Origin of the sequence: Rahnella sp. ATs2 (genome assembly GCF_051851855.1) — a bacterium.
Taxonomy (GTDB): domain Bacteria; phylum Pseudomonadota; class Gammaproteobacteria; order Enterobacterales; family Enterobacteriaceae; genus Rahnella; species Rahnella variigena.
Window position 1 is genome coordinate 1 of sequence record NZ_JBLYPL010000003.1, and the last position, 21,322, is coordinate 21,322.

19 protein-coding genes are annotated in these 21,322 nt (G+C 52.5%); 11 read left to right on the forward strand and 8 right to left on the reverse strand.

Annotation, left to right across the window (positions count from 1 at the left end; all coding sequences use genetic code 11):
- Nucleotides 1-212 precede the first annotated feature (212 nt).
- The gene (locus ACJY2G_RS03190; protein ID WP_129640021.1) at nt 213-530 is read left to right on the forward strand and encodes a putative quinol monooxygenase; all 318 of its coding nucleotides are present in this window, start codon (nt 213-215) and stop codon (nt 528-530) included.
- Between the two features lie 117 nt (nt 531-647).
- Here ACJY2G_RS03190 and fhuE read toward each other — a convergent pair whose 3' ends face one another.
- From fhuE to ACJY2G_RS03215, 5 genes are all read right to left on the reverse strand, one after another.
- Entirely contained in the window at nt 648-2,846 is a 2,199-nt protein-coding gene (fhuE, locus tag ACJY2G_RS03195; protein WP_430319644.1) for a ferric-rhodotorulic acid/ferric-coprogen receptor FhuE, read from the reverse strand.
- Between the two features lie 221 nt (nt 2,847-3,067).
- Nucleotides 3,068-4,372, reverse strand: coding sequence for a PQQ-dependent sugar dehydrogenase (locus ACJY2G_RS03200; RefSeq protein ID WP_430319643.1), 1,305 nt, complete (start codon nt 4,370-4,372; stop codon nt 3,068-3,070).
- Nucleotides 4,369-4,809 (reverse strand): DUF2231 domain-containing protein, encoded by a 441-nt coding sequence (locus tag ACJY2G_RS03205; protein ID WP_120163667.1) that lies wholly within the window; start codon nt 4,807-4,809, stop codon nt 4,369-4,371. The genes ACJY2G_RS03200 and ACJY2G_RS03205 overlap by 4 nt, the downstream gene beginning before the upstream one ends.
- A gap of 130 nt (nt 4,810-4,939) precedes the next feature.
- Nucleotides 4,940-5,677, reverse strand: a complete 738-nt coding sequence (locus ACJY2G_RS03210) for a GntR family transcriptional regulator (RefSeq protein WP_430319642.1) — start codon at nt 5,675-5,677, stop codon at nt 4,940-4,942.
- A 152-nt stretch (nt 5,678-5,829) separates the two neighbouring features.
- Nucleotides 5,830-6,933, reverse strand: a complete 1,104-nt coding sequence (locus ACJY2G_RS03215; protein ID WP_439291207.1) for a sugar phosphate isomerase/epimerase family protein — start codon at nt 6,931-6,933, stop codon at nt 5,830-5,832.
- A gap of 415 nt (nt 6,934-7,348) precedes the next feature.
- On the opposite strand from ACJY2G_RS03215, the gene ACJY2G_RS03220 reads away from it, so the two are divergent.
- The 6 genes from ACJY2G_RS03220 to ACJY2G_RS03245 are packed head-to-tail and all read left to right on the forward strand — an operon-like array spanning nt 7,349 to nt 13,304.
- Nucleotides 7,349-8,464, forward strand: coding sequence for an ABC transporter ATP-binding protein (locus ACJY2G_RS03220; protein ID WP_112286633.1), 1,116 nt, complete (start codon nt 7,349-7,351; stop codon nt 8,462-8,464).
- A 15-nt stretch (nt 8,465-8,479) separates the two neighbouring features.
- Nucleotides 8,480-9,532, forward strand: coding sequence for an extracellular solute-binding protein (locus tag ACJY2G_RS03225; RefSeq protein ID WP_439291210.1), 1,053 nt, complete (start codon nt 8,480-8,482; stop codon nt 9,530-9,532).
- A gap of 6 nt (nt 9,533-9,538) precedes the next feature.
- Nucleotides 9,539-10,369: an ABC transporter permease gene (locus tag ACJY2G_RS03230; RefSeq protein WP_181955523.1), complete on the forward strand. Its 831-nt coding sequence runs from the start codon at nt 9,539-9,541 to the stop codon at nt 10,367-10,369.
- Nucleotides 10,362-11,192: an ABC transporter permease gene (locus ACJY2G_RS03235; RefSeq protein ID WP_120163663.1), complete on the forward strand. Its 831-nt coding sequence runs from the start codon at nt 10,362-10,364 to the stop codon at nt 11,190-11,192. Before ACJY2G_RS03230 ends, ACJY2G_RS03235 begins: the two co-directional genes overlap by 8 nt.
- A gap of 35 nt (nt 11,193-11,227) precedes the next feature.
- Nucleotides 11,228-12,652, forward strand: a complete 1,425-nt coding sequence (locus ACJY2G_RS03240; RefSeq protein WP_430319640.1) for a M24 family metallopeptidase — start codon at nt 11,228-11,230, stop codon at nt 12,650-12,652.
- 1 nt (nt 12,653) lies between these two features.
- Entirely contained in the window at nt 12,654-13,304 is a 651-nt protein-coding gene (locus ACJY2G_RS03245) for a flavin reductase family protein (RefSeq protein WP_430319639.1), read from the forward strand.
- 2 nt (nt 13,305-13,306) lie between these two features.
- Here ACJY2G_RS03245 and ACJY2G_RS03250 read toward each other — a convergent pair whose 3' ends face one another.
- Complete coding sequence (locus tag ACJY2G_RS03250; protein WP_112286628.1) at nt 13,307-13,528, reverse strand: hypothetical protein; 222 nt, start codon at nt 13,526-13,528, stop codon at nt 13,307-13,309.
- A 364-nt stretch (nt 13,529-13,892) separates the two neighbouring features.
- Nucleotides 13,893-14,801 carry an SDR family oxidoreductase gene (locus ACJY2G_RS03255; protein WP_113877334.1) on the reverse strand — a complete coding sequence of 303 codons (909 nt, stop codon included), beginning with the start codon at nt 14,799-14,801 and terminating at the stop codon, nt 13,893-13,895.
- 249 nt (nt 14,802-15,050) lie between these two features.
- Between ACJY2G_RS03255 and ACJY2G_RS03260 the strand changes: the two genes are divergently transcribed.
- Complete coding sequence (locus tag ACJY2G_RS03260) at nt 15,051-15,368, forward strand: RcnB family protein (protein WP_120163659.1); 318 nt, start codon at nt 15,051-15,053, stop codon at nt 15,366-15,368.
- A 50-nt stretch (nt 15,369-15,418) separates the two neighbouring features.
- On the opposite strand, the gene ACJY2G_RS03265 is transcribed toward ACJY2G_RS03260, so the two are convergent.
- Nucleotides 15,419-16,237, reverse strand: coding sequence for a helix-turn-helix domain-containing protein (locus ACJY2G_RS03265; RefSeq protein ID WP_112286625.1), 819 nt, complete (start codon nt 16,235-16,237; stop codon nt 15,419-15,421).
- Nucleotides 16,238-16,454: 217 nt separating this feature from the next.
- Here ACJY2G_RS03265 and ACJY2G_RS03270 point away from each other — a divergent pair, with 217 nt between their 5' ends.
- From ACJY2G_RS03270 to ACJY2G_RS03280, 3 genes are read left to right on the forward strand one after another with little or no spacing between them, the layout of a single operon-like run.
- Nucleotides 16,455-18,029 carry an alpha-L-rhamnosidase-related protein gene (locus tag ACJY2G_RS03270; RefSeq protein WP_430319636.1) on the forward strand — a complete coding sequence of 525 codons (1,575 nt, stop codon included), beginning with the start codon at nt 16,455-16,457 and terminating at the stop codon, nt 18,027-18,029.
- 45 nt (nt 18,030-18,074) lie between these two features.
- Complete coding sequence (locus tag ACJY2G_RS03275; RefSeq protein WP_430319635.1) at nt 18,075-19,466, forward strand: MFS transporter; 1,392 nt, start codon at nt 18,075-18,077, stop codon at nt 19,464-19,466.
- A 55-nt stretch (nt 19,467-19,521) separates the two neighbouring features.
- Nucleotides 19,522-21,165, forward strand: a complete 1,644-nt coding sequence (locus ACJY2G_RS03280; protein WP_112286622.1) for a carbohydrate porin — start codon at nt 19,522-19,524, stop codon at nt 21,163-21,165.
- Nucleotides 21,166-21,322: the final 157 nt, after the last annotated feature.

Here is a 21,322-nt window from a genome sequence, read left to right on the forward strand (position 1 = left end):
CACTCAGTGCGCATAATCATGATTATGTTAAATTTAATGCATCAATCAATGAGTTCTTCATTTATACCCCATCCCCCACGTCGCATGTTGACTCTTACAGTATTGATTCTGTCATATTGGCTGGCACAATGATCAATTCACAACTACCCTGAAAAATTCGTACCCGGATTGTATAAATCCAGAATAAATAACTGATAACCAAAGGCCTCCCTATGAGCGAAGTAAAAATTGTTGCCACATTAACCCCTTTGCCCGAATTCATCGAAACTGTAAGAGATGCCGCATTGGCAATGGTTTCTCCAACTCATCAAGAAGCAGGATGCCTGCAATATGATCTGCATGAAAGTCATGCTGTTCCTGATGTGCGTAACCTCGAAAATAAAGGTAAAGTTTCATTCGTCTTTATTGAACGCTGGAAGTCTGAAGAAGATTTGAAAAAACACGTGGCAATGCCTTACCACGATGATTTTCTCGATATTCTGAACGGTAAACTGGAGAGCCTGAACGTTCAGCGTCTGACTGAGCTGTAATAAGTCTCGCATCCTTCACATCCCCTGTACAAAAATCCGACGCATTGCCTGAACCAGGCATAAAAAAGGCAGCGCCGGAAATCCCGATGCTGCCCTGATAGTCTTTATCGCATCACATCAAAACGCATAATTCGCGCTGACCGAGACACTGCGCGGTTCGCCGTAAACGGCGTAATCACTGAGCCATGAGTAATAGGTGCGGTCAAACAGGTTGTTGATGTTGGCCTGAACCGACAACTGTTTAGTCACCTGATAACGGGTGAACAGATCGACAATCGCCGTGCTGCCCTGTGATACGCGGTGGGTCTCACCGTCTGGCCCGGTTGCATCCTGGAAGGTGCGGTTTTGCCAGTTTACGCCGCCGCCGACCGTCAGATCCGGCAACATCGGCAACTGGTAACGGCTGAACAGTTTCAGCTGTGTCTGTGGCATGTTACTGTTCAGGCGGCTGCCGGTATCGTCTTTCGCGACATAACGCGTCGCACCGAAGGTCATTTGCAGATTGTCGGTGACAGCGCCACTCAGCTCAAACTCCGCCCCTTTGCTCACTGTGCCATTTGCTGCGACGTACGCCTGCTCGCTGGAACCGTTGACGTAATTGCTGCCATCGGCCTGCGCGACATTATCCTGCTCAATGCGGAACACCGCCAGCGAGGCGTTAAGACGACCGTCCATCCATGCCGATTTCAAGCCAGTTTCGTAGTTTTTACCTGTAGTCGGTGACAGATAATGGCCGTTGATATCGCGGTCTGTCTGCGGCTGGAAGATTGAGGTATAGCTGGCGTAGGCCGACCAGGTGTCGTTGATGTCATACACCAGCCCGCCGTATGGCGTTATGTTGTTCTTCTGCATATTGCCGCTGCTGCCATTGCTGGTCCATTCGGTGTAACGCGCACCGGCGATCAGCGAAAGCGGATCAGCCAGCGAGAAGCGTGTGGCGAAATAGCCCGCTTTCTGACGAACTACATCGTCGGCATTCAGGTACCAGTCGCCCCACTCCGGCTCGCTGACGCTGCCATCCCAGCTGTTGCCAAAGCTGCCAATGGCGTCGCTGTCAATGGATCCATCCGCACTGTAAGTCTGGTTATGCTGGCGGCTGTAGCTGAGACCGGCAACCATCTGATGCTGACGACCAAACAGTTCAAACGGCCCGGTGGCATAGGTATCTACCGAATCCACTTTGCGCGTGCCACGGTCTTTACTGCCAAAACCGCTCAGCCCTTCGCCAGTGGTGTGATCCGGGAAATCCATCAGATACAGCAGTTTATCATTGAAGGTTTGCTCGCCATGCGTGCCGTTAACCCGCCATGTCCAGCCGTTATCAAAATCGTGTTTCACGTTGGCGAACACTTTACGCGACTGAATGGCGTAATTTGTCCAGTCAGCGGAGGTATTAGTGCTGCGGTCGTAATGTGTACGCGAACCGTCCGAATACCAGGTCGGCAGGCCGCCCCAGGTCGGATTGCCGGTGTTGGTTTCCTGATAATCGTACCCCAGAGATACCGTGGTGTTGTCAGTGATATCGGCATCGATCACGCCGTAGAGGAATTTTTTACGCTTGTGATAACGATCCAGCCAGCTGTCCTGATCCTGATAGCCCGCCACGACCCGTCCGCGCACTGAACCTTCCTGATTCAGCGGGCCGGAAGCATCCAGCACATAACGCTGCTTGTTCCAGCTTCCATAACTGGCGCTGATATCGCCGGTAAATTCTTTGCTGTCGGCGTGTTTACGCACCATGTTCACCGACGCTGCCGGATTACCTGCACCGGTCATCAGGCCGGTTGCACCACGCACCACTTCGATACGGTCATAAATCGCCGTGTCTTCAGCTGCATCGCCAAAGTTCCAGGTGTCGCTGACGGAGGAAGGAATATCGTCATAGGTGTAGTTGTTGATGTAAAAGCCACGGGAGAAATAGGATACGCGTTCGCTGTCGATCACTTCCGTGGAGATGCCCGTGGTGTTGTCGAGCACATCGCCGACCGATTGCAGGTTCTGATCCTGCATACGCTGACGGGTGATCACGCTGACCGACTGCGGAATATCGCGCGGGGTCAGGTTCATCTTGGTGCCTGCGGTCGTCGTTTTCACCGCATAATCCTGCGCGTCACTGCCGGCGACGGTCGGTGAGCCTTCGATCACCATATCCTGCGAGTCGCCAGACGTTGCGGCATTTGCCGTGCTGCTGGTTTCAGCCGCCCAGACGGGATTGATCGCCACAACAATAGCCAGCGCCAGTGATGAAACGGTAAAGACTTTTCTTATATCCGGTGCGCAAAACTCCGCGACTTTTCCCCTGCCAGTAAAGGACATAACACATTCTCGTAGAATTTTTTGATGACGCGACGCTGTTTCTATTTTTTATTTTTACAAGAACAGATCGCAATGAGAACGGGAATAGTAATTATTAGCATTGGTATTGTCGCGAGAAGGTTCATTTTTATTGCGTAACAAATTATTAATTTGAGTTTAGGGAGAATGGGAAGTTTTGATGAAGGAATGCAGGCTTCCTGCCCGCATTCCTGAGCAGGATGTTACTGCGCCTTACTTACCCGCCAGACGACGTTGCCCGCATCGTCGGCGATCAGTACGCCGCCCTGTTTATCCATCGCCAGCCCGACAGGAAGACCACGAACCTGTTTCTGATCGTCAGTCAGGAAACCCGTCACCACAGGTTGCGGCAACCCAACCGGCTTACCGTTTTCGAATTTCACCCACATCACCTGATATCCGTTCAGCGGTTTACGGTTCCAGCTACCGTGCTCGCTGACGAACGCGCCGTCACGATATTGCGGCATGTTTTCGCCGGTATAGAACAGCAGTCCGAGGGGCGCGACGTGTGAGCTGATGGCATAATCAGGCTTGATGGCTTTCTCGACCAGATCCGGACGCGGCGGTTTGACCCGTTCATCAACGTGCTGGCCGTAATAGCTGTATGGCCAGCCATAGAAACCGTGTTCCTGTACCGACGTCATGTAATCCGGTACCAGATCAGAGCCAATTTCATCGCGCTCATTCACCACCGCCCAGAGTTTTCCACTCTGCGGTTCCCATTGCAGGCCGGTCGGATTGCGTAATCCGCTGGCAAAAATGCGGCTGGCTCCGGTTGCAGCATCCACTTCCAGTATCGCTGCACGACGGTCTTCTGCCCCGATGCCATTCTCGGTGATATTACTGTTGGAACCGACGCCGACGTACAGTTTGCTGCCATCCGGACTGGCCAGCAGGGATTTCGTCCAGTGATGGTTAATCGGACCGCCCGGCAATTGCGTCACCACTTCACCAGGCGCGGTAATTTCTGTTTCACCTGTCTGATAGGGATATTTTATCAGGCTGTCGGCACTCGCTATCCACAGCGTATTTCCGGTCAGCTGAATGCCGAAAGGTGAGTTTACCTGCGCAATAAACGTATGTTTCTCCCATTTGCCGCCGGTATTACGCAACAACGTAATTCGGTTGCCACCCTCGCCGCCTTTACCTGACGACTTCTGCACCATGCCCATGATCAGCTCTTTCGGGCGGAAGATGAGTTTTTTGGCCGGACCATTCGATTCCGCTACCAGCACATCGTTATTAGGCAGCACATAAACCTGACGGGGATGTTTCAAACCTTCAGCGATTTTCTCGATTTTCAGTCCGTCGGCAACTTTCGGCATTTCGCCGCTTTTCCAGGGAATACCTTCCGGCACTTTCATTGGCGGCATCAGGAAGTTCTGCGCTTTTGGCAGTTCAGGATCTGCCCCGGTTTGTTTTTTCGGATCAATTTGCGAGCTGTTATCACAGCTGCTGAGCATCCCGGCAAGCACACAGGCGGACAATAAACGTTGATAATTTTTCATCGTGTCGCCCCTCCTGCAACCGGAAGGCGTAATGCCAGCTGGACATTGGCCAGAAGCAGAAGCACCACCACCAGCGTCGAAAGAATGACGCCCGCCGGCACAACCGCATAAGCATCACGGCTGTGAATAAAGGCATTGAAGATCGCCAGCACGATTGCCAGCAGGTTCAGCCAAAAGTGCAGTTTACGCGCGCTGTCAGCGATAGATTCAGGACCTGTCCAGACCTGGACCAGATTGATAAGACGAGGAATAACAGCGATGAAAAGCCCCAGTACAATCAACCAGTTCGCCGCATCGGTCCACATGGTGATAAAGGTTTTCATATAGAGAATGTCGAAAATCCAGGCGGCGACAAAAAAACCAAGAGGAATGGGGTTTAACAGTTCGTACAACGCCGTGGCAATGCCACGGCGCGTCGAATTCGAATGCGTTTGCATGTCCTTCTCCTTTGACTAATCCAAAGCTGTCAGCGCCAGAAATGGCGCGACAGCCGACAGGGTTACCTGTAATAGATTAGTAAAGTTGAAGAATGCTGCCGGAATGAATGCCGCTAAGCGGAAGGTTTCATCACGAGAAATTTTCCAGAACAGACAGAAACGTATGCCGGTCGCCGTGGCCTTCGGTTAAGCGCACGCGCCCTTCGATGTCGGCAAGATGGTGGTCCATCAGCTGCTGCGCTTTGGTCAGGTCTTTCTCTTTGATGGCCGCCACAATCATTCGGTGATGATCCGCACCGCAATCGTCCTTATGCTCTTCTTCATACAAAGACATCACCAGCGAGAGCCGCGCGACAATCTTCGCCAGCATTTCGGTCAGCACAGGATTCCCGGCGATTTCCGCCAGCACGATGTGGAATTTGCCGGAAAGCACGGTTTTCGATTTTTCATCGCCATGATGATGAATGTGCTCTTCCTCGTCTGCCAGCTTTTCCAGCGCTTCGAGCTGTTCGCTCGTCGCCCTTTCCACCACCAGCTCCAGCAGAAGGGCTTCGATTTTACGCCGTGCTTCAAACAGGTTTCTGGCCTGCTCAATACCGGGTTCTGCGACAAACGTGCCACGATTTCTTTTGCGTTCGAGCAGATGATCGCTCTCCAGCACGCCCAGCGCCCCACGGACCACCGTGCGGCTGACACCAAAATGTTCGGCAATCGCCTCTTCGAGAATTTTGGTGCCCGGTTTTAACGCTCCTTCACCAATCGCCGCCGCCAGCGTGGCACGGATCCGCTCGGAAACATCGTCGTTATTATCGGCCGTAATGGCCGCGACCGGCGCTGTCCTGGCGCTTTGCGCGCGCGTTTTCTTCATTGTTGTCTCCAGATTTACGCTCAGTCATACCTTATGCCGGACAAAGGCGCTCCGGTCATTGCGGGTTTAAGTATCTCGTTAAGAATGTTTCTGCGCAAATGCTGAATAAGCTTGTGGCAATATTTGCACAGAACCCCTTAATCCCCCCGGTTTCAGGCTAATATTATGCCTTTCTGTTCGCAGATAGCGCGGATATGGCGTGCAGAATCCTGAATAAACCGCGTCGCTGCATCAAAGCCGTAAGACTGATTTTCATAGGTCGGATAACCGTACTGCGCACTTTCAAATCCTTCCCAGTCCGGGATTTCACCTGAAGCAACGCACTTTTCGCCCTCATTAAGCATGGCAAAATAGAGTTCAAGCTCCGTCGTATTCAGATCCGGATGACCGGCACGCCAGACCGGATCATCAATCTGAATACACTGGCGCGGATTAGGCTGGCGGCGTTTGTCGTCGGTTGACTGATTAATTTCCAGCGACAAATTCAGGTCGGGATTGGCCTTAGCGAGTATCGGTAAAATCGCCGCAAAATCCACCACACCCTGACCGCAGGCACGGGGCTGGAAATCCAGACCGCCGGGCGCACGACCGACCCAGGCATCTTTAATGTGCGTCTGCCGTATATAAGGCGCCAGCCGCTGCGCCGCCATCACCGGATGCTCGCCGCGCTGCAACATATTGGCAGTATCCAGCACCGCGCCGACACAGTCTTCGCCCACTCTTTCAATCAGGCGCAGGATTTCAAAAGAGGTGATTTCGTCATGCGTCTCAATATTCATATGTACGCCATGCGCCCGCGCCACCGGCGCCAGCTTTTGCAGCACGTTGCCCATAGCCTGCAACTGTTCGTCCCAGGTAACATCGGTTCGAAAACGATCGACGGCCAGACGTCCGCGATACTCGCCTTTAAAATTACCGGGTGACACCCACATCTCGCGGCAACCTATCTCTGCGCTGGCTTCGATCATTCGTGTGAAACCGGCAATAATGTCGCCATCGCCAATCGCCCGTAATTCCGGGGCTTCTGCGCTGCAATAAGGATTGATTTTGCCCAGACCACTTTCCAGATAAAGACCTAATTCGTCCGCTTTAGCCCGGATTTCCCGCAGCATTCCCGCGTCCAGCGTCGGGCTCATATCCAGTACGGTACTGAAAAATATCCCTTCCAGACCCAGTTCCCTGACATGGTCGAGGCTGCCCAGCGGTCCGCGTTTCTTAACTTCAGGGAGTTTCTGTCCGTCGATGCCTAATTTCATAAATGACTCCGCAGCCTGTGACTGCCAAAAAGAGGAATTAAAGATTCATCGTAAACAGTGCAAATCACATGCCATGACAGAGAAATACGCTGAGAACACCATAAATAAATCTAGTTATCAGTCCGTTATAAATAAAGCGCTATATTCGAAAACATTTTCGAAAGTTATTGCGTATAAAAATAACAACATTCGCACCAAAATGGTTAATACAATGCACCATCATGGCGTAACAGCAGGGTGTTTAAACATACGAATATCATGCTTTATTTTCATAAACATCTGTATGCGCAAGTCTAAATTGCTATTTAACGTCTGTTTTTCAACGGGTTGAATTTTAACCTGCCGGGCATATTCGATTCTGGCACGCCGTTTGCTATTTCTTTTTCAAGCACACGACTCAGATCCGGGAAGCCATATGCCAGACATGCAAAACACCACTGAAAGCAAACGCCTGAACGTTCACGGCCTGACTCACAGTTACGGTGGAAAGAACGCCATCAGTGATGTGTCATTTTCAATAGAAGCAGGCGAGATTGTGGCGTTGCTGGGGCCGAGCGGCTGTGGCAAATCCACCGTACTGCGTGCTATCGCCGGTCTGATCCAGCCGAAGAACGGGAAGATCGTGCTCGGTGATCAGGATCTGGCCGATGTGTCAGCCAGAGGCCGTGGGATCGGCATGGTGTTCCAGAACTATGCGTTATTCCCGCACCTGACTGTTGCCGAGAACATCGCCTATCCGCTGGCCTGTCAGCGGATTTCCCGTGCAGCCCGTAAGCAGCGTGTGGAAGAAATGCTGTCACTGGTCAGGCTGAATGATTTCGGCAACCGGCTGCCGCGCGAACTATCCGGCGGACAGCAACAGCGTGTCGCCGTCGCCCGTGCTATCGCCGGTCGTCCTTCACTTCTGCTGCTCGATGAGCCTTTTGGCGCGCTGGATCGTGCATTGCGTTTCGATCTTCAGGTTGAGCTGTTGCATCTGCAAAAAACACTCGGCATCACCACGTTGATCGTCACTCACGATCAGGAAGAAGCGCAAAGTCTGGCAAACCGTCTGGTGCTGATGAACAAAGGCAACGTCGAACAAATTGATACGCCGATGACCGTGTATGACCGTCCGAAGACGCTGTTCGTGAACACTTTCATCGGGCAGGCCAATTTGCTGCACGGTACGGTGCTGCGTTTTGAACTCGACACCACCGTGATCGGCCTGGCAGATAACCGGCAGCTTCGCCTGCCACGCCGTCTGAATTTCACTCTGGGTTCTCGGGTCACCATCACCTTCCGTCCGGAAGAAGTGCGTTTATCCGCACTGCCGGGCGAAAACACCCAACCCGCACGGATGACCGTCTCGGTGCCGCTCGGACCGTCGCTGGTTCACGACCTGATTCTGGAAGACGGAACCAGCCTGCGCGCATCCGAAGTCAGAGGTCCTTCGACGTTCATCCCTGAACCAGGGTCACAACTTTTCGCAGAAATCGATACCGCAAGGTGTCATGCCTTTCCGGCTGAACCGGAATTCATCAGTGAATAAACAGAGGTGAGCTTTATGAAAGACTTTGAAATCAGTCGTCGCCGGTTCGGTTATCTCATGGCAGGCGTTGCGGCCTCCACAATGCTGCCTTTTCCGTTACGCGCTGCGAGTGCAGCTACCGGCGGCAGTGCGGTTGCGGCCACCTTCCCCGGCAACTGGGAAGATGCCTATCGCAACGTTCTTACACCGGTGCTGAAAAAACAAGGCTTTGACCTGACCATCGCACCTGCCATGGCGCAGGATCAGCTGGCTAAAATCATGGCCAGCCCAGGGAATCCGCCTTATGACACCTTGCTGATGTCGCCGGGGCAAATGACGATTGCGGTTGAGAACGATCTTATCCAGAAAATTGACCCGTCCAGACTGAAAAACTGGAGCCTGCTCGACCCGTCATTCCAGGGCGAATACGGCCCGACCGTGACCGTGGAAGTGAACGGTATCGCCTATAACCCGGATCTGGTGCCGCGACCAAAAGGGTATCGCGATTTGTTTGAAAATCCGGCTTACAAAGGGCTGGTGTCGTGGACCGGTTTTGCCTCGAATACCGCCGTGATGGCGTATACCGAAATCGCCAAAATTTACGGCAAAGGGCCTGCGGATATGGCCGCCGTGTTTAAGCTTTTCAAGGAACATCCTGAGCAACTCAAAGGCGTGGTGGACAGCACCAACCATCAGATGACGCTGTTCCAGCAGGGCGAAATCGCGGTGTTCATGTGCAGCACCAGCAACGTGGCGCGCCTGAAAAGCCTCGGGCTGAATGCAGAATTCGTGCATCCGGAAACTGGCTCTCCGGCCGCGCCGGTCAATATTCATCTGACCAAAGGCAGCAAAAATCTCGACGCCGCCTACGCCTATATGGATGCCGCCATTTCCCAGTCTGCACAGCAGCAACTGGAACAGCCGCCGACCGAGATGTTCCCGACCAACAAAAACGTGGCACTGACCCCGGCAATTTCCGCCTATGTCACCCGCGAACAGCTTAAAACCCTGGTCTATCCGGGCTGGGCAGAAATTAACAAAAACCGTGATGACTGGATCCGCCAGTTCGACACACTGGTTGCAGGCTGAGGTGGAATGATGAAGCAGAGCGGCTTCCCTTACGTCGTACCGATGTTATTGCTTTCCGTGGCATTTTTTGCGACGCCACTCGCCGTGCTGGTCGGTTTCAGCTTTACCGGCAACGGCGGAATGACGCTGGATCATTACGCCCGTTTCTTCGGGGATGCGTTTAATTTCCGCGTACTGGTCAACACTGCGCGGCTCGGTATCGAAACGGTTATCGGCACCACTCTGCTGGGCATTCCGATTGCCCTGCTTTACTGGCATGGCGGACGCAATCTGCGGCAGATCCTGATATTCCTGACCCTCATTCCGATGCTGACCAGCAACGTGGTGCGCACGTTTGCCTGGATTGTGATCCTCGGGCGTCAGGGGCCGATCAGCGAGGCGCTGATGGCGATGGGCATTACCGGGATGCCGGTCAGCCTGATGTTTACCGAACTCGGGCTGGTGATGGCGATGTGTCAGATTGATCTGCCGCTGATCATTTTACCGCTGATTGCCATTCTCTCCCGCACGCCGTATCAGCTTACCGAAGCGGCGCAGGTTTCAGGCGCCGGGCCGTGGCGCATTCTGGTGACCGTGCTGCTGCCGCTGATGTTGCCAGGTCTGCTGGCGGGATGGATCCTGGTTTTTGCCAGCACCAGCAGCTCTTTCGTCACTCAGGCGGTGATCGGCGGCGCGCGAAATGTATACGTCCCGCAGCTGATTTACCGTGAAGTCGGTACGCTGTTCGACTGGCCGCTGGCCTCGGCCATCGCCGTGGTTCTGTTGCTCTCCACGGGCTGCCTGCTGGTGGCGCTCACCATGATTTCACGCCACAGGAGACTGGTCGGTCATGCTTAAAAAACGAGAAAATCCGCTTCCGGCGCTGCTCTACAAACTGTTCGTGTATGGCTTCGGCACGCTGTGCGTCATTTATCTGGTGGCACCGATTGTCATCGCCCTGATGATGTCGTTTACCTCCGGTCAGACGCTGAAATACCCGCCGCAGGGCTTTTCATTGCGCTGGTACGAAGCGTTGCTGGATCCGGTGCGTTCTGCCACAGAGCAGACCGCAGCGTGGAACTCGCTGAAAATCGCCGGTCTGGCCGTGCTTGGTGCCTTGCTGTTCGCGGTTCCCGCCACTATCGGCATGACCCGTATGAAGCGCCGCAGCGTCAGCACTATCGAGCCGCTGCTGCTCGCGCCACTGGTATTGCCGAGTCTGGTTTACGGACTGGCGGCGCTGATTGTGGCTAACTTCATCGGCTTTCAGCCGTCGCTGTGGCTCACGGTGATCGGGCATGTAGTGGTATTTGGCCCGCTGATGTACCGCGCGGCGTCGGTAGTTGCGCAGGGGATCAACCCTTCGCTGGCAGAAGCCTCTACCACCATGGGTGCCAGCTGGTTTATGACGCTGCGCCGCGTCACGTTACCGCTGTTGCTGCCGGGGATCCTGGCCGGCGCGTTCCTGGTGTTTATCCAGTCGCTCGACAACGTGTCGGTTTCACTGTTCCTTGCAGACGCCAAAACCACGGTACTGCCTCTGCGCATGTTCGCGCTGATTGAAGAATCGCTGGATGTCCGCGTGGCGGCTATTTCCGGGATCCTGATTGCGGTGACGTTGCTCGGTCTGCTGGTTGCCCGGCGGGTTCTCGCCCCGCGTCCCATACCTGAAAACTCATAACTCACTGACTCTTTTTTTGACGTAAGGAAGACCCTATGAACACTCATGCGACGATGGCCAACGGCTCCCGCATCGGACAGTTGCTGGCGGATTTCCAGCCAGATTTCGATTTCACCGCCCCGCTTCCTCTGCCGGTGGAAGAGTTCGAAGAACGTCTGCGTAAAATCCGCCGTCAGGCGGTCGAAGCCGGACACGACGCTATCGTGGTTCACGCTGGCAGCGTCGGCTGGTTCCATGCGTCGAATGCGTATCTGCGTTATATCTGCGACTGGATGCGCGAAGGTGTGCTGATCATTCCCACGGATTCGCATCAGCCGCTGGTATTGCTCTCTTTCTTCACGCAATCCGTGCTGCTGCCGCCGGGTGGCGAACCGGTGCTGGTGGATGAAATATGGCAAATCGGGCCCATCGGGCGCGAATACGCCGACCGTCCGGGTGATTCCGTGATTAAAACAGCGGAAAAATGTGCGCAGGTACTTGCCCGTTTCGCACTGACCGCCGCGCAGATTGGCATAATCGGTGACCGTACATCCCTGACCTTCTGGGCGGCACTCGGATCGCTGACGCCAAAATGCAAATACGTGGCCGATAACGCCATTCTGGATCGTCTGCAAAAAGTCCGTTCTCCGCGTGAGATTGCGTTATTCCGTGGCGCAGCGCAGATGATCAGCCTTGGGACACAGGCCGCCTACCATGTCGCCAGACCGGGGGTGACAGATCATGAAATTTACGCGGCGTTTTCTTTTGCTCAGCTGGCAGCCGGAGGCGAAACCGGCGATGGTTATCAGATTGGTATCAACGAATTTGGCACGCATTGCGGCAAACCCTACGGGCATGTGGTCCGTCCGGGCGATCTGATTAATCTGTACATTTCCAACGTGACATGCCGGGGTTATACCGCGCAAACGGCCAGAATGATTGCGGTCGGCGACATCACACCGCATCAGGAAGACGTACTCGCCGCCTGTACCGAAGGTGTGAAACGGGCAGAAAAGCTGATCCGTCCGGGTGCATTAATGCGTGATATCAACAATGCCGCCTTCGTTCCGATGATTGAGCGCGGCATGCTGACCTCACCGGAGGCGCGAACGATGCCGTATAACTGGGCACCGATGCCGGACGGCGACGCGCGGCTGATACCGCATCAGTATGTGCAGGATATCGACTGGGAAGCGCAGGGGCGCAAGCTGATGCATGTTTATCCGGCGACACATGGCCCGCACAATCCCAATCTCGGGCATTCCGTCGGCATGGCCGGTGCGCAGAACAGCTTTAATATTTCGTCGCATAATTACGACACACTGGAAGAAGGTATGGTGTTTGTCCTGCATACTCAGTGGCTTGAGCCGCTGTCCGCAGGTTGTAATATCGGTGATTGTTACGTTGTCACTAAAGACGGTTTTGAAAATCTGAGCCGCCACACGCCACTTGAAACCCATCGCGTTACAGCAGGAAACTGATATGACCCGACCTTCTTCGCACACTCATTTTGATTTTGCACGGCTGACGGAACGTGAGCGGTACAAAATCCTGATCGGCACGGTGATCCCACGTCCTGTCGCGCTGGTCACGACCGTCAGTCAGGACGGCGTGCCGAATGCCGGGCCCTTCAGCTTTTTCAATGTCCTGACGCATGACCCTGCGATTGTGGCGATAGGCGTAGAAAATTATGCCGATATGCGTTTTAAAGATACCGCGCGCAATATCCGTGAAACCGGCGAATTTACGGTTCATATCATCGATGATGCGCTGGTCAGTCAGATGGAAATCTGTGCCATTAAATTCGGACCGGAGGTGGATGAGCTTAAAGAAGCGGGGCTGGATACCACGCCGGGGCTGATGGTCAGAAGTCCCCGTATTCTCGCGGCACCGGCGGCGCTGGAATGCCGTCGTCACACCACACTTCAGGTGGGACCGGCGCGTGAAATTATTCTCGGTGAAGTGCTTGGTGTGTATGTCCGCAGCGATGCGGTTGACCCGTCGAATCTGCACATCGACCAGCAGATAATGGATGCCATCGGAAGAATGGGCGGTCACACTTACACCCGCACACGTGACCAGTTTGATGTCAAAACGCTGACGCCGGAGGAATGGGTCGCACGGGGATTATAACGTCAGATATCGAAATCATTCATTCGTGGTATGCCAGCGGGGAAGTTGTCGTAGATCCCGCTGATATAGGTCCCTTCTCTGAAAATGACAACTTCATCCACCCTGACCGGATGCGAACAGACTGCGCAGATAATAGCATTCACCTGTTCAGCGAAAGGTGTATTTGCGCTGGCGACGAAGCGGTCTGAGCCGCATTGTTCGCAGACAATCCTGATATCTGGCATGTGACGGGTCCGGCAATAAGAATAAATATTTAAGTTAAATATAGCATAATTAGATAATTCTCATTGTCCATAGTAAAACTCAGGGTTTTCAAACGGAAAGTGGCTTTTTTTCGTTAACTGGTCAGAAATCCCACAAAAAAAAAGCCCGCACGACGGCGGGCAATCACAGACAGACACAAGGATTAAATGCAGTGGTTATCTGTAGCGTGGTACAGATGAATCAATCATAGCTTCCTTTACATTGTCCGCGAGGCGACTTTGCTTGCGTGATGAAAAATAGGAATAATCCGCAGATTGCTCCCTTCAAACCACGACGTCACCGGCAGACGCCGGTGACTTTTTCTGTCATCGCAGCGAATGAAAACTACAACGTACCGGTGCCGCCGTCAGAGCACCAGACCTGCCCCGAGGCATAGCTGCTTTCCTGCGAAGCCAGCGTCACATACATACCCGCGATTTCCGCCGGTTGTCCCGGACGCTTCAGCGGAGCCTGTTCACCGAACGATTCGACCTTTTCCTGAGGCTGACCGCCGCAAACCTGCAACGCCGTCCAGTACGGGCCCGGCGCAACTGAATTCACGCGGATGCCTTCCGGTGCCAGTTGTTTAGCCAGACCTTTAGTGAACGCTACGATAGACGCCTTGGTCTGAGAATAATCGAGCAGATTATCGCTTGGTAAAAATGCCTGAACCGAGGAGGTATTGATAATCGAACCGCCGCGAGGGATAAATTCCAGCGCTGCTTTGGTTATCCAGAACATGGCATATACGTTGGTTTTAAAGGTGGCATCAAACGCTTCGGTCGTCAGATCTTTAATAGAATCGCAGAACTGCTGGCGACCGGCATTATTGACCAGCAAATCCAGGCCGCCGAGTTTTTCTGCAGCGTCGTTCACCAGTTGCTGACAGAATTTTTCATCACGGATATCGCCGGGAAGCGTCACCACTTTCAGCCCTTCACCTGCAAGCAATTCAACTACTTCTTTCGCATCAGGTTCTTCGTCAGGCAGATAATTGATCGCCACTTGGGCGCCTTCTCTGGCGAACGCAATCGCCACTGCGCGGCCTATGCCGGAATCACCGCCGGTGATCAGCGCTTTACGCCCTTTCAGCCGCCCGCTGCCTTTATAGGTTTTCTCGCCGTGATCGGGAACCGGCTTCATTTTGCTGGCGAGTCCGGGAAACGGTTGTTTCTGGCGTTCGAACGGCGGTGTCGGGAAAGCGTCCACATGTGGCGCATTGAGTGAGTCGGGAATCGTTTTTTGATTGCTCATCAACATTCCTTATTTGAAAAATGAGTGAACTATAAGGCTAGAAGAAATTTCGACGGGCGTTTGCACTAACGGACAGTTCTGAAATCATTTGCATTTCGACACAAAAAAACGTCCCGTCATCCGGACACTTTCTCGTTATTATCCTGTCCTACAGAAAAAGCACAGGCTTTGGCTTTATGACTCATACAACGGACTGGCAGCATATCACCGAGGCACGCATTAAGTTGATGGTTTTAAACGGGATAATCTATGCGTCATTTTAAAATTGTTATGTTATCTGCTCTGGTTGTTTCTTCAATGTTACCTCTGGCCAATACGGCGTTTGCCGCATCAAACTCGCATGAAATCAAATCGTTCTACGATGATTCCAAACTGTATGCGATCGGTGACCAGGTTCCGGCGCTGTACCGCACCAAGCCTTACGAAATCGTCGGCTGGCAGGAACGTCACTTACCTGCCCCGGATGCAGGCAGCCACTGGACTTATATCGGCGGCAGCTACGCGCTGATCACCGATACCGACGGCAAAATCCTCAAAGCCGAAAACGGTGATATTTACTTCCAGTGATCCGCAAGTAAACGACTCTGCGAATTGCAAAGATAAGGGCCTGAAGAGATTCAGGCCTTTTTTCTTTCCTGCGAAGGCGTCAGGCCAAAGACCTGCTTATAGGATGTGGTGAAATGATTACTGTTGGAGAACCCGCACATAAAAGCGATATCTGTAATGGACGTTTCGGTATTTTTAATTTTCACCCTTGCAGAAACCAACCGTAATCTTTTCAGGTAATTTTCCGGCGTCATGCCCGTGGTTTCCTTAATGCGCCGGAACAGCGTTCGTTGGGTCAGCAAAAATTCATCCGCCACATCTGTCCAGTTAATCTCGGTGAAACAGTGTTCCTGCAGATAACCAAGCATACGGTGCAGTTTGTATTGGGTATGATTGCGATCCCCGGTTTCCTGCTGATTCACCAGATTCATGATCAGTTGAAAAAAAAGGCCCTCCTGTTGTAACGCCTGAGGATCCTGTTCCCGGTTATGGGCAAACATTTGACCGACAAGACCGCGACAATGATTTTTGACGTCAGGCAACAGCCAGCCGTAATGGCTGCCTTCGCTGGCTGAAAAGCGGGACAATAAACTTTCCGTATTGGTCAGATAATTGAACTGAGTTTGCGGGTTGATAAGCACATTAATCAGTTTCAGCGTGCCCAGCTCATCATAGAAATGGTAGTCATTGTCCCTGACAAAAAAAACGTCCCCTTCCTGAATAAAAATAGGTTTGCCATTGATCACGTGCAGGCCGTGCCCGCTATCCACGATCACCAGTTCGTTGAAATCATGACAATGCTCACTGTTATTATCTTCCGGGTCACTGGAATAGACCGAAAGTTTCTCATCAGCAGACGGAAAATAGGCTTCAACTCTGAGCTTCTCCATAGGGCACGTTATCTCTTTTCGTTAACATATCCGGGCAGGCAGCCAACATAAATTATTGCCTTCAGGGCGGCGAATCTGTTTTCGGAATTTGTGATCATTACCTTAACTACCCCACTCTGGCTGCCATCCCTGCCCTCTGGCTGGCAATCTCAGAATAGCTGGCCGCTCCCGCCGGGTGCACACTGATTGCCACCACAATATCGATCAGGAATCAGGCATGTCCCAGGGAATTCAAAAAAACAGCGAAGTGATTTTTCAGCGCAACACCCACTTTCTTTCTACCGCAGCCAGCCTCGTACCTGCGTTGCAACAGCATCGCTGTCCGGCGTTAAGTCTGGTAAATGCTGTCCCCGATGCCTCGCAGATCCACGGCTGGCGCACCGATTCCTGCGGTACGCCGGCCGGACTGGCAAACCGGGAATTCGGTCCGGGGGAAGAAATCGTTGTCGATTTCGGAACGCATTGCGTCGGTTACTTCAGCCTGCGCTGTGAGGCCGCCGGAAGCCCGCCTGACGCCCCGGCCCATCTGCAATTCATTTTTGGTGAAACACCTGCGGAAATCGCCGAACCCTTCAGTGACTATGATGGCTGGCTTAGCAGTAGCTGGTTGCAACAGGAAGATCTCTATCTGGATGTGTTGCCCGCGCATGTCCGTTTGCCCCGCCGCTATTGCTGCCGCTACGTCAAAATTAAAGTGATATCGACCTCTGCTAAATTTTCGCTGCGCCTTAGCGACATTCATCTCATGACGGTGACGTCAGCAGAACCCTCCGCACTTGAAAATCTGAACCATCCGGATGCCCTGCTGGGTCAGATCGATCAGGTCAGCGTACTTACCTTACGTAATTGTATGCAGGAGGTGTTTGAAGACGGCCCAAAACGTGACCGCAGGTTATGGCTGGGTGATTTACGGTTGCAGGCGCTGGTCAATTACCAGACCTACGGCCAGAACGATCTGGTCAGGCGCTGCCTGTATTTGTTCGCAGGAGTGACCCGTGAAGATGGCATGGTTTCATCGAACTTGTTTATGAAACCCGAGATCATCGCAGACGATACTTTTTTACTTGATTACGCCCTCTTTTTTGTCGCAACGCTCGCCGACTACATAGAGGCAACGGACGACCTGACGACCCAGAATGACCTCTGGCCAACCGCAGTACGGCAGATGGAACTCGCTCTTGAACGTGTCGGCAAAAATGGCATTCTGCACGACAGCGAAGACTGGTGGGCATTTATCGACTGGCATGAATCACTGAATAAACAAGCGCCTGCACAGGGCGTGCTGATTTACTGCCTTAAAAAAGGGCGGGAACTGGCGCAGCGATGTGATCACCCCCGTGTCGCCTGGTTGGATCAGCAAATCGGACGTCTGGATGCGGCGGCCAGAAATGAACTGTGGGACGAAGAAAAAGGCTTTTTTGTCAGCGGCACTCAGGCGCAAATCTCCTGTGCCTCTCAGGTCTGGCTGGTGCTGGCTGGTGTGGGGGAAGAGGAATTTCGTGCCCGCATCATGGCGAATCTGCTGACCACACCACCGGAGACCGGCATGAATACCCCCTACATGATGCACCATTTCATTGATGCACTGATAAGCGTAGGGCAGACAAGCCGCGCAGTGCAGGAAATAAAAAAATATTGGGGCGGCATGGTTCAGGCCGGTGCGGATACGTTCTGGGAATTATATGACCCGAAACGCCCTGACTTTTCTCCGTATGGCAGCAAACTGATTAACAGCTACTGTCATGCATGGAGCTGTACCCCCGCTTATTTCATTCGCAAATACGGGTTATAACGTTTTAAAAAATAACAATAACCTCCACCCTGAAGAGAATAAACCATGCAAAACACAACATTTTCCCTGTGGCGGCAACGCCTGGGATATGGGATCGCAGATTTGTCCTGTAACCTCGTCTGGCAAATGATCTCGCTCTATCTGATGTTCTTCTATACCGACATTATGGGATTGCCCGCCTACTACGCCGGACTGATGTTTTTAGTCACGCGGCTGGTGGATGGTGTCGCCGATGTCCTGATGGGACTGGTGATCGACAACACTTATACCCGCTGGGGACGCTGCCGTCCTTATCTGCTGATTGGCGCAGTGCCCTTTGGGTTGTTATGCGTGATGGCATTTTATGTCCCGGATTTCGGTCTGACAGGCAAACTCTGGTATGCATTCCTGACCTATCTGTGCCTCTCATTCCTTTACACGCTGGTGAATATCCCCTTCTGCGCCATGCTGCCTTTTATCACCAATGATTCGAGAGAACGCACCACACTTTCAGCGGTGCGTATTGTCATGGGATCGCTTGGCTCAACCATTGTGGCCGTCGCCACCCTGCCGCTGGTTCATTCGCTCGGCAACGGCAATCAGCAGTCCGGCTTCCTGTATACCGCGATGATCTTCGGCGGGATTGCCATCTTTTTCCTGCTACTGAGCTTTGCCAACGTCAAAGAAAGCATCAACGTGCATAACGAAAGAATGACCCTTAGCCGGGCGTGGACCAGTCTGCGACATAACCGTCCGTGGTTTGTTTTTGCCGTTAATATTTTCCTGATGTGGGGCGCTTTCTTTTTCCAGACTGGCGCGCTGGTCTATTTCTTTAATTATTATGTCGGTGATCCAAATATCACTGCTATTGCTGCAGGTATTTCAACCTTTGTTCCGTTATTAGGCACATTAACCGTGCCCTTTATGGCAGCGAGAATGAAAAAGCGGCACGTTTATTTATTATCCTGCGCGATTAACTTAGCCGGCATGATAGTTATGATATTTTCCGGCAGCGCCATTACAGGCTTACTTGCAGGGGCAACAATATTATCAATTGGTGCGGGGCAACGCACGGCGATCTATTTTTCAATGCAGGCTGATCCTGTCGATTATGGCGAATGGAAAACCGGTATTAACACCGCAGGCATATTGACCTCCATTAATGGATTCCTCGGTAAGGTGGCTATGGCTGGCGCAGGCGCAATCAGCGGCATCCTGCTCTCTGCGGGCGGGTATGTAGCTAACCATGCGCAAAACCCGCAGGCACTTTTGGCCATCAAAGCCTGTTATCTGTATATCCCTGCTACCCTTATTCTCTGCTCAATGTTCTGGATAGGGTGTTATTACCGGCTCGATGATAATTATGAGAAAATTAAATCCGAACTGGATAAAAGAAAAACTGAAAACGACAATAATTCCGGACGAAAGGTAGCACCACAAACAGTTAATAACCTTTAAAATAAAAATAAACAGCCCTTTCAACAATAACCTCAAATAACAATAAAGGTTCGCTATGCGTTTAACGACAATTTACGCAGGAATGTCATGTCTTTTTATCGGCATGGCATCGCCGGCAATCAGTTTCGCAGCCGGAAATACGTTAACGGTAGAACAGCGTCTGGCTTTGCTGGAGCAACGATTAAATCAGGCTGAAAATGATGCCAGACAGGCGAAGTTACGCGCCACAAAGGCTGAACAGCAAACCCGTGATGCCGATGCCCGTGCCAGGATGGCGGAAAACCGGGTGCAACAACTGGAAAACCGCACGTCAGCCGTTGAGGCACAAACTGCGGAAACGGGCAAAAAAATTGACGATACCGCTCTGGTGTCCGCAAAGACCAACCCCGCAGACAATGGATTTGAATTCTCCGGTTACGCGCGGTCTGGCATGTTAATCAACAGTAACGGACGGGGTGCCCGCGGTGGACCGGGCGTGTCTCCGGCCAGCTCTATTGGTGGCGATGCCCATGTCGGGCGTCTGGGTAATGAAAAAGATAATTACGTAGAATTAAGTTTTATCAAACATCTTCAGTTTGATGATGGCTCGAAAGCACGGTTTAAAACCATGTTGGCCGACGGGGCAAACAATCCCGATCCGTGGGTTCAGGATAACGACAGCCATCATCTGAATGTGCGTCAGCTTTATGTCGAAATGGCGGATTTACCCAGTTTTGGCGGGCCGGTTAAAAACGCCACTCTCTGGGCAGGCAAAAGGTTCGACCGGGATAATTTTGATATCCACTTCACCGACAGCGACATCATGTTCCTCGGCGGCACCGGTGGCGGGATTAATGACGTGCAATGGACACCGCACTTCAAAAACGATTTCTCCCTTTATGCCCGCAATTTTGGCGATCTTGGCAGTGACCGCTATAACGACAACGATGTGCAAAACGTCATGCTTACCGCTAACAGTTTCTATGATAACTGGCAACTGATGCTGACCGGCATGGCGGCGCAGGGTAACGATGAGCTGAAAGACAACACCTCCACCACCGGCAGTTACGCGCTGCGCAGTGACAACACCGCGCAACATGGGTATTACGCGATGCTGGCTTATCATGATAAAGAGCGGTTCTATGGTGTATTGCCGGGCAGCTCAGAAAGTGCATTACAGTTCGGTCACGGTCTTGGTGCAGAAGCACGGCAACCGGGCAGCGATGGAGATCTGACCCGTGATGCCATGTCAGTCAGGTTCGCGTCTTACGGTATTCTGCCGGTGTCGAAAAACTGGGAAATCGCGCCGTCAGTAATTGCACAACACAGTGAGGATCGTTACCGCAATGGCGACCGTTATGACTGGGCAACATTCAACCTTCGTGCCTCCCAGGCCATCACGCAGAACTTCGCGCTGCTTTACGAAGCCTCGTGGCAATATATGGATCTCAATCCTAACGGCAGAACCTACAACAATGACGGAGATATTGATGCGTATCAGGCTGTAAAAGGAGATTTCTACAAACTGACCTTTGCTCCGACATTCAAGGTCGGCGACGTGTTCGATATCAAAGCGCGCCCTGAAATTCGTTTCTTTGTCACCTACATGAACTGGGATAAAGAATTGGATCGTTATGCGGTGAACGATGATTTTGGCAGTGCAGGCTTCACCGCAGGCGGAAACTGGAACTTCGGGGTGCAAACTGAGATCTGGTTCTGATGAAGATTCCCCGTGAATCCCACTTTTGAAAGTATTAAATAGCGGAAATATCAGACAAATAGTCATATCATTATGCGTGAACAGGGATGGTTCACGCAGTGTTCAACGCCAGACCGCCGGACGAACAACGCGAACTGTCAAAATCATCAATGAGCAT

Coding starts and splice junctions, on each gene's coding strand:
- ACJY2G_RS03260 (WP_120163659.1), top strand. CDS start 15,051: ATGCGTCATTTTAAAATTGTTATGTTATCTGCTCTGGTTGTTTCTTCA.
- ACJY2G_RS03270 (WP_430319636.1), top strand. CDS start 16,455: ATGTCCCAGGGAATTCAAAAAAACAGCGAAGTGATTTTTCAGCGCAAC.
- ACJY2G_RS03280 (WP_112286622.1), top strand. CDS start 19,522: ATGCGTTTAACGACAATTTACGCAGGAATGTCATGTCTTTTTATCGGC.
- ACJY2G_RS03250 (WP_112286628.1), bottom strand. CDS start 13,528: ATGCCAGATATCAGGATTGTCTGCGAACAATGCGGCTCAGACCGCTTC.
- ACJY2G_RS03235 (WP_120163663.1), top strand. CDS start 10,362: ATGCTTAAAAAACGAGAAAATCCGCTTCCGGCGCTGCTCTACAAACTG.
- ACJY2G_RS03215 (WP_439291207.1), bottom strand. CDS start 6,933: ATGAAATTAGGCATCGACGGACAGAAACTCCCTGAAGTTAAGAAACGC.
- ACJY2G_RS03230 (WP_181955523.1), top strand. CDS start 9,539: ATGATGAAGCAGAGCGGCTTCCCTTACGTCGTACCGATGTTATTGCTT.
- fhuE (WP_430319644.1), bottom strand. CDS start 2,846: ATGTCCTTTACTGGCAGGGGAAAAGTCGCGGAGTTTTGCGCACCGGAT.
- ACJY2G_RS03245 (WP_430319639.1), top strand. CDS start 12,654: ATGACCCGACCTTCTTCGCACACTCATTTTGATTTTGCACGGCTGACG.
- ACJY2G_RS03210 (WP_430319642.1), bottom strand. CDS start 5,677: ATGAAGAAAACGCGCGCGCAAAGCGCCAGGACAGCGCCGGTCGCGGCC.
- ACJY2G_RS03240 (WP_430319640.1), top strand. CDS start 11,228: ATGAACACTCATGCGACGATGGCCAACGGCTCCCGCATCGGACAGTTG.
- ACJY2G_RS03190 (WP_129640021.1), top strand. CDS start 213: ATGAGCGAAGTAAAAATTGTTGCCACATTAACCCCTTTGCCCGAATTC.
- ACJY2G_RS03200 (WP_430319643.1), bottom strand. CDS start 4,372: ATGAAAAATTATCAACGTTTATTGTCCGCCTGTGTGCTTGCCGGGATG.
- ACJY2G_RS03255 (WP_113877334.1), bottom strand. CDS start 14,801: ATGAGCAATCAAAAAACGATTCCCGACTCACTCAATGCGCCACATGTG.
- ACJY2G_RS03225 (WP_439291210.1), top strand. CDS start 8,480: ATGAAAGACTTTGAAATCAGTCGTCGCCGGTTCGGTTATCTCATGGCA.
- ACJY2G_RS03265 (WP_112286625.1), bottom strand. CDS start 16,237: ATGGAGAAGCTCAGAGTTGAAGCCTATTTTCCGTCTGCTGATGAGAAA.
- ACJY2G_RS03205 (WP_120163667.1), bottom strand. CDS start 4,809: ATGCAAACGCATTCGAATTCGACGCGCCGTGGCATTGCCACGGCGTTG.
- ACJY2G_RS03275 (WP_430319635.1), top strand. CDS start 18,075: ATGCAAAACACAACATTTTCCCTGTGGCGGCAACGCCTGGGATATGGG.
- ACJY2G_RS03220 (WP_112286633.1), top strand. CDS start 7,349: ATGCCAGACATGCAAAACACCACTGAAAGCAAACGCCTGAACGTTCAC.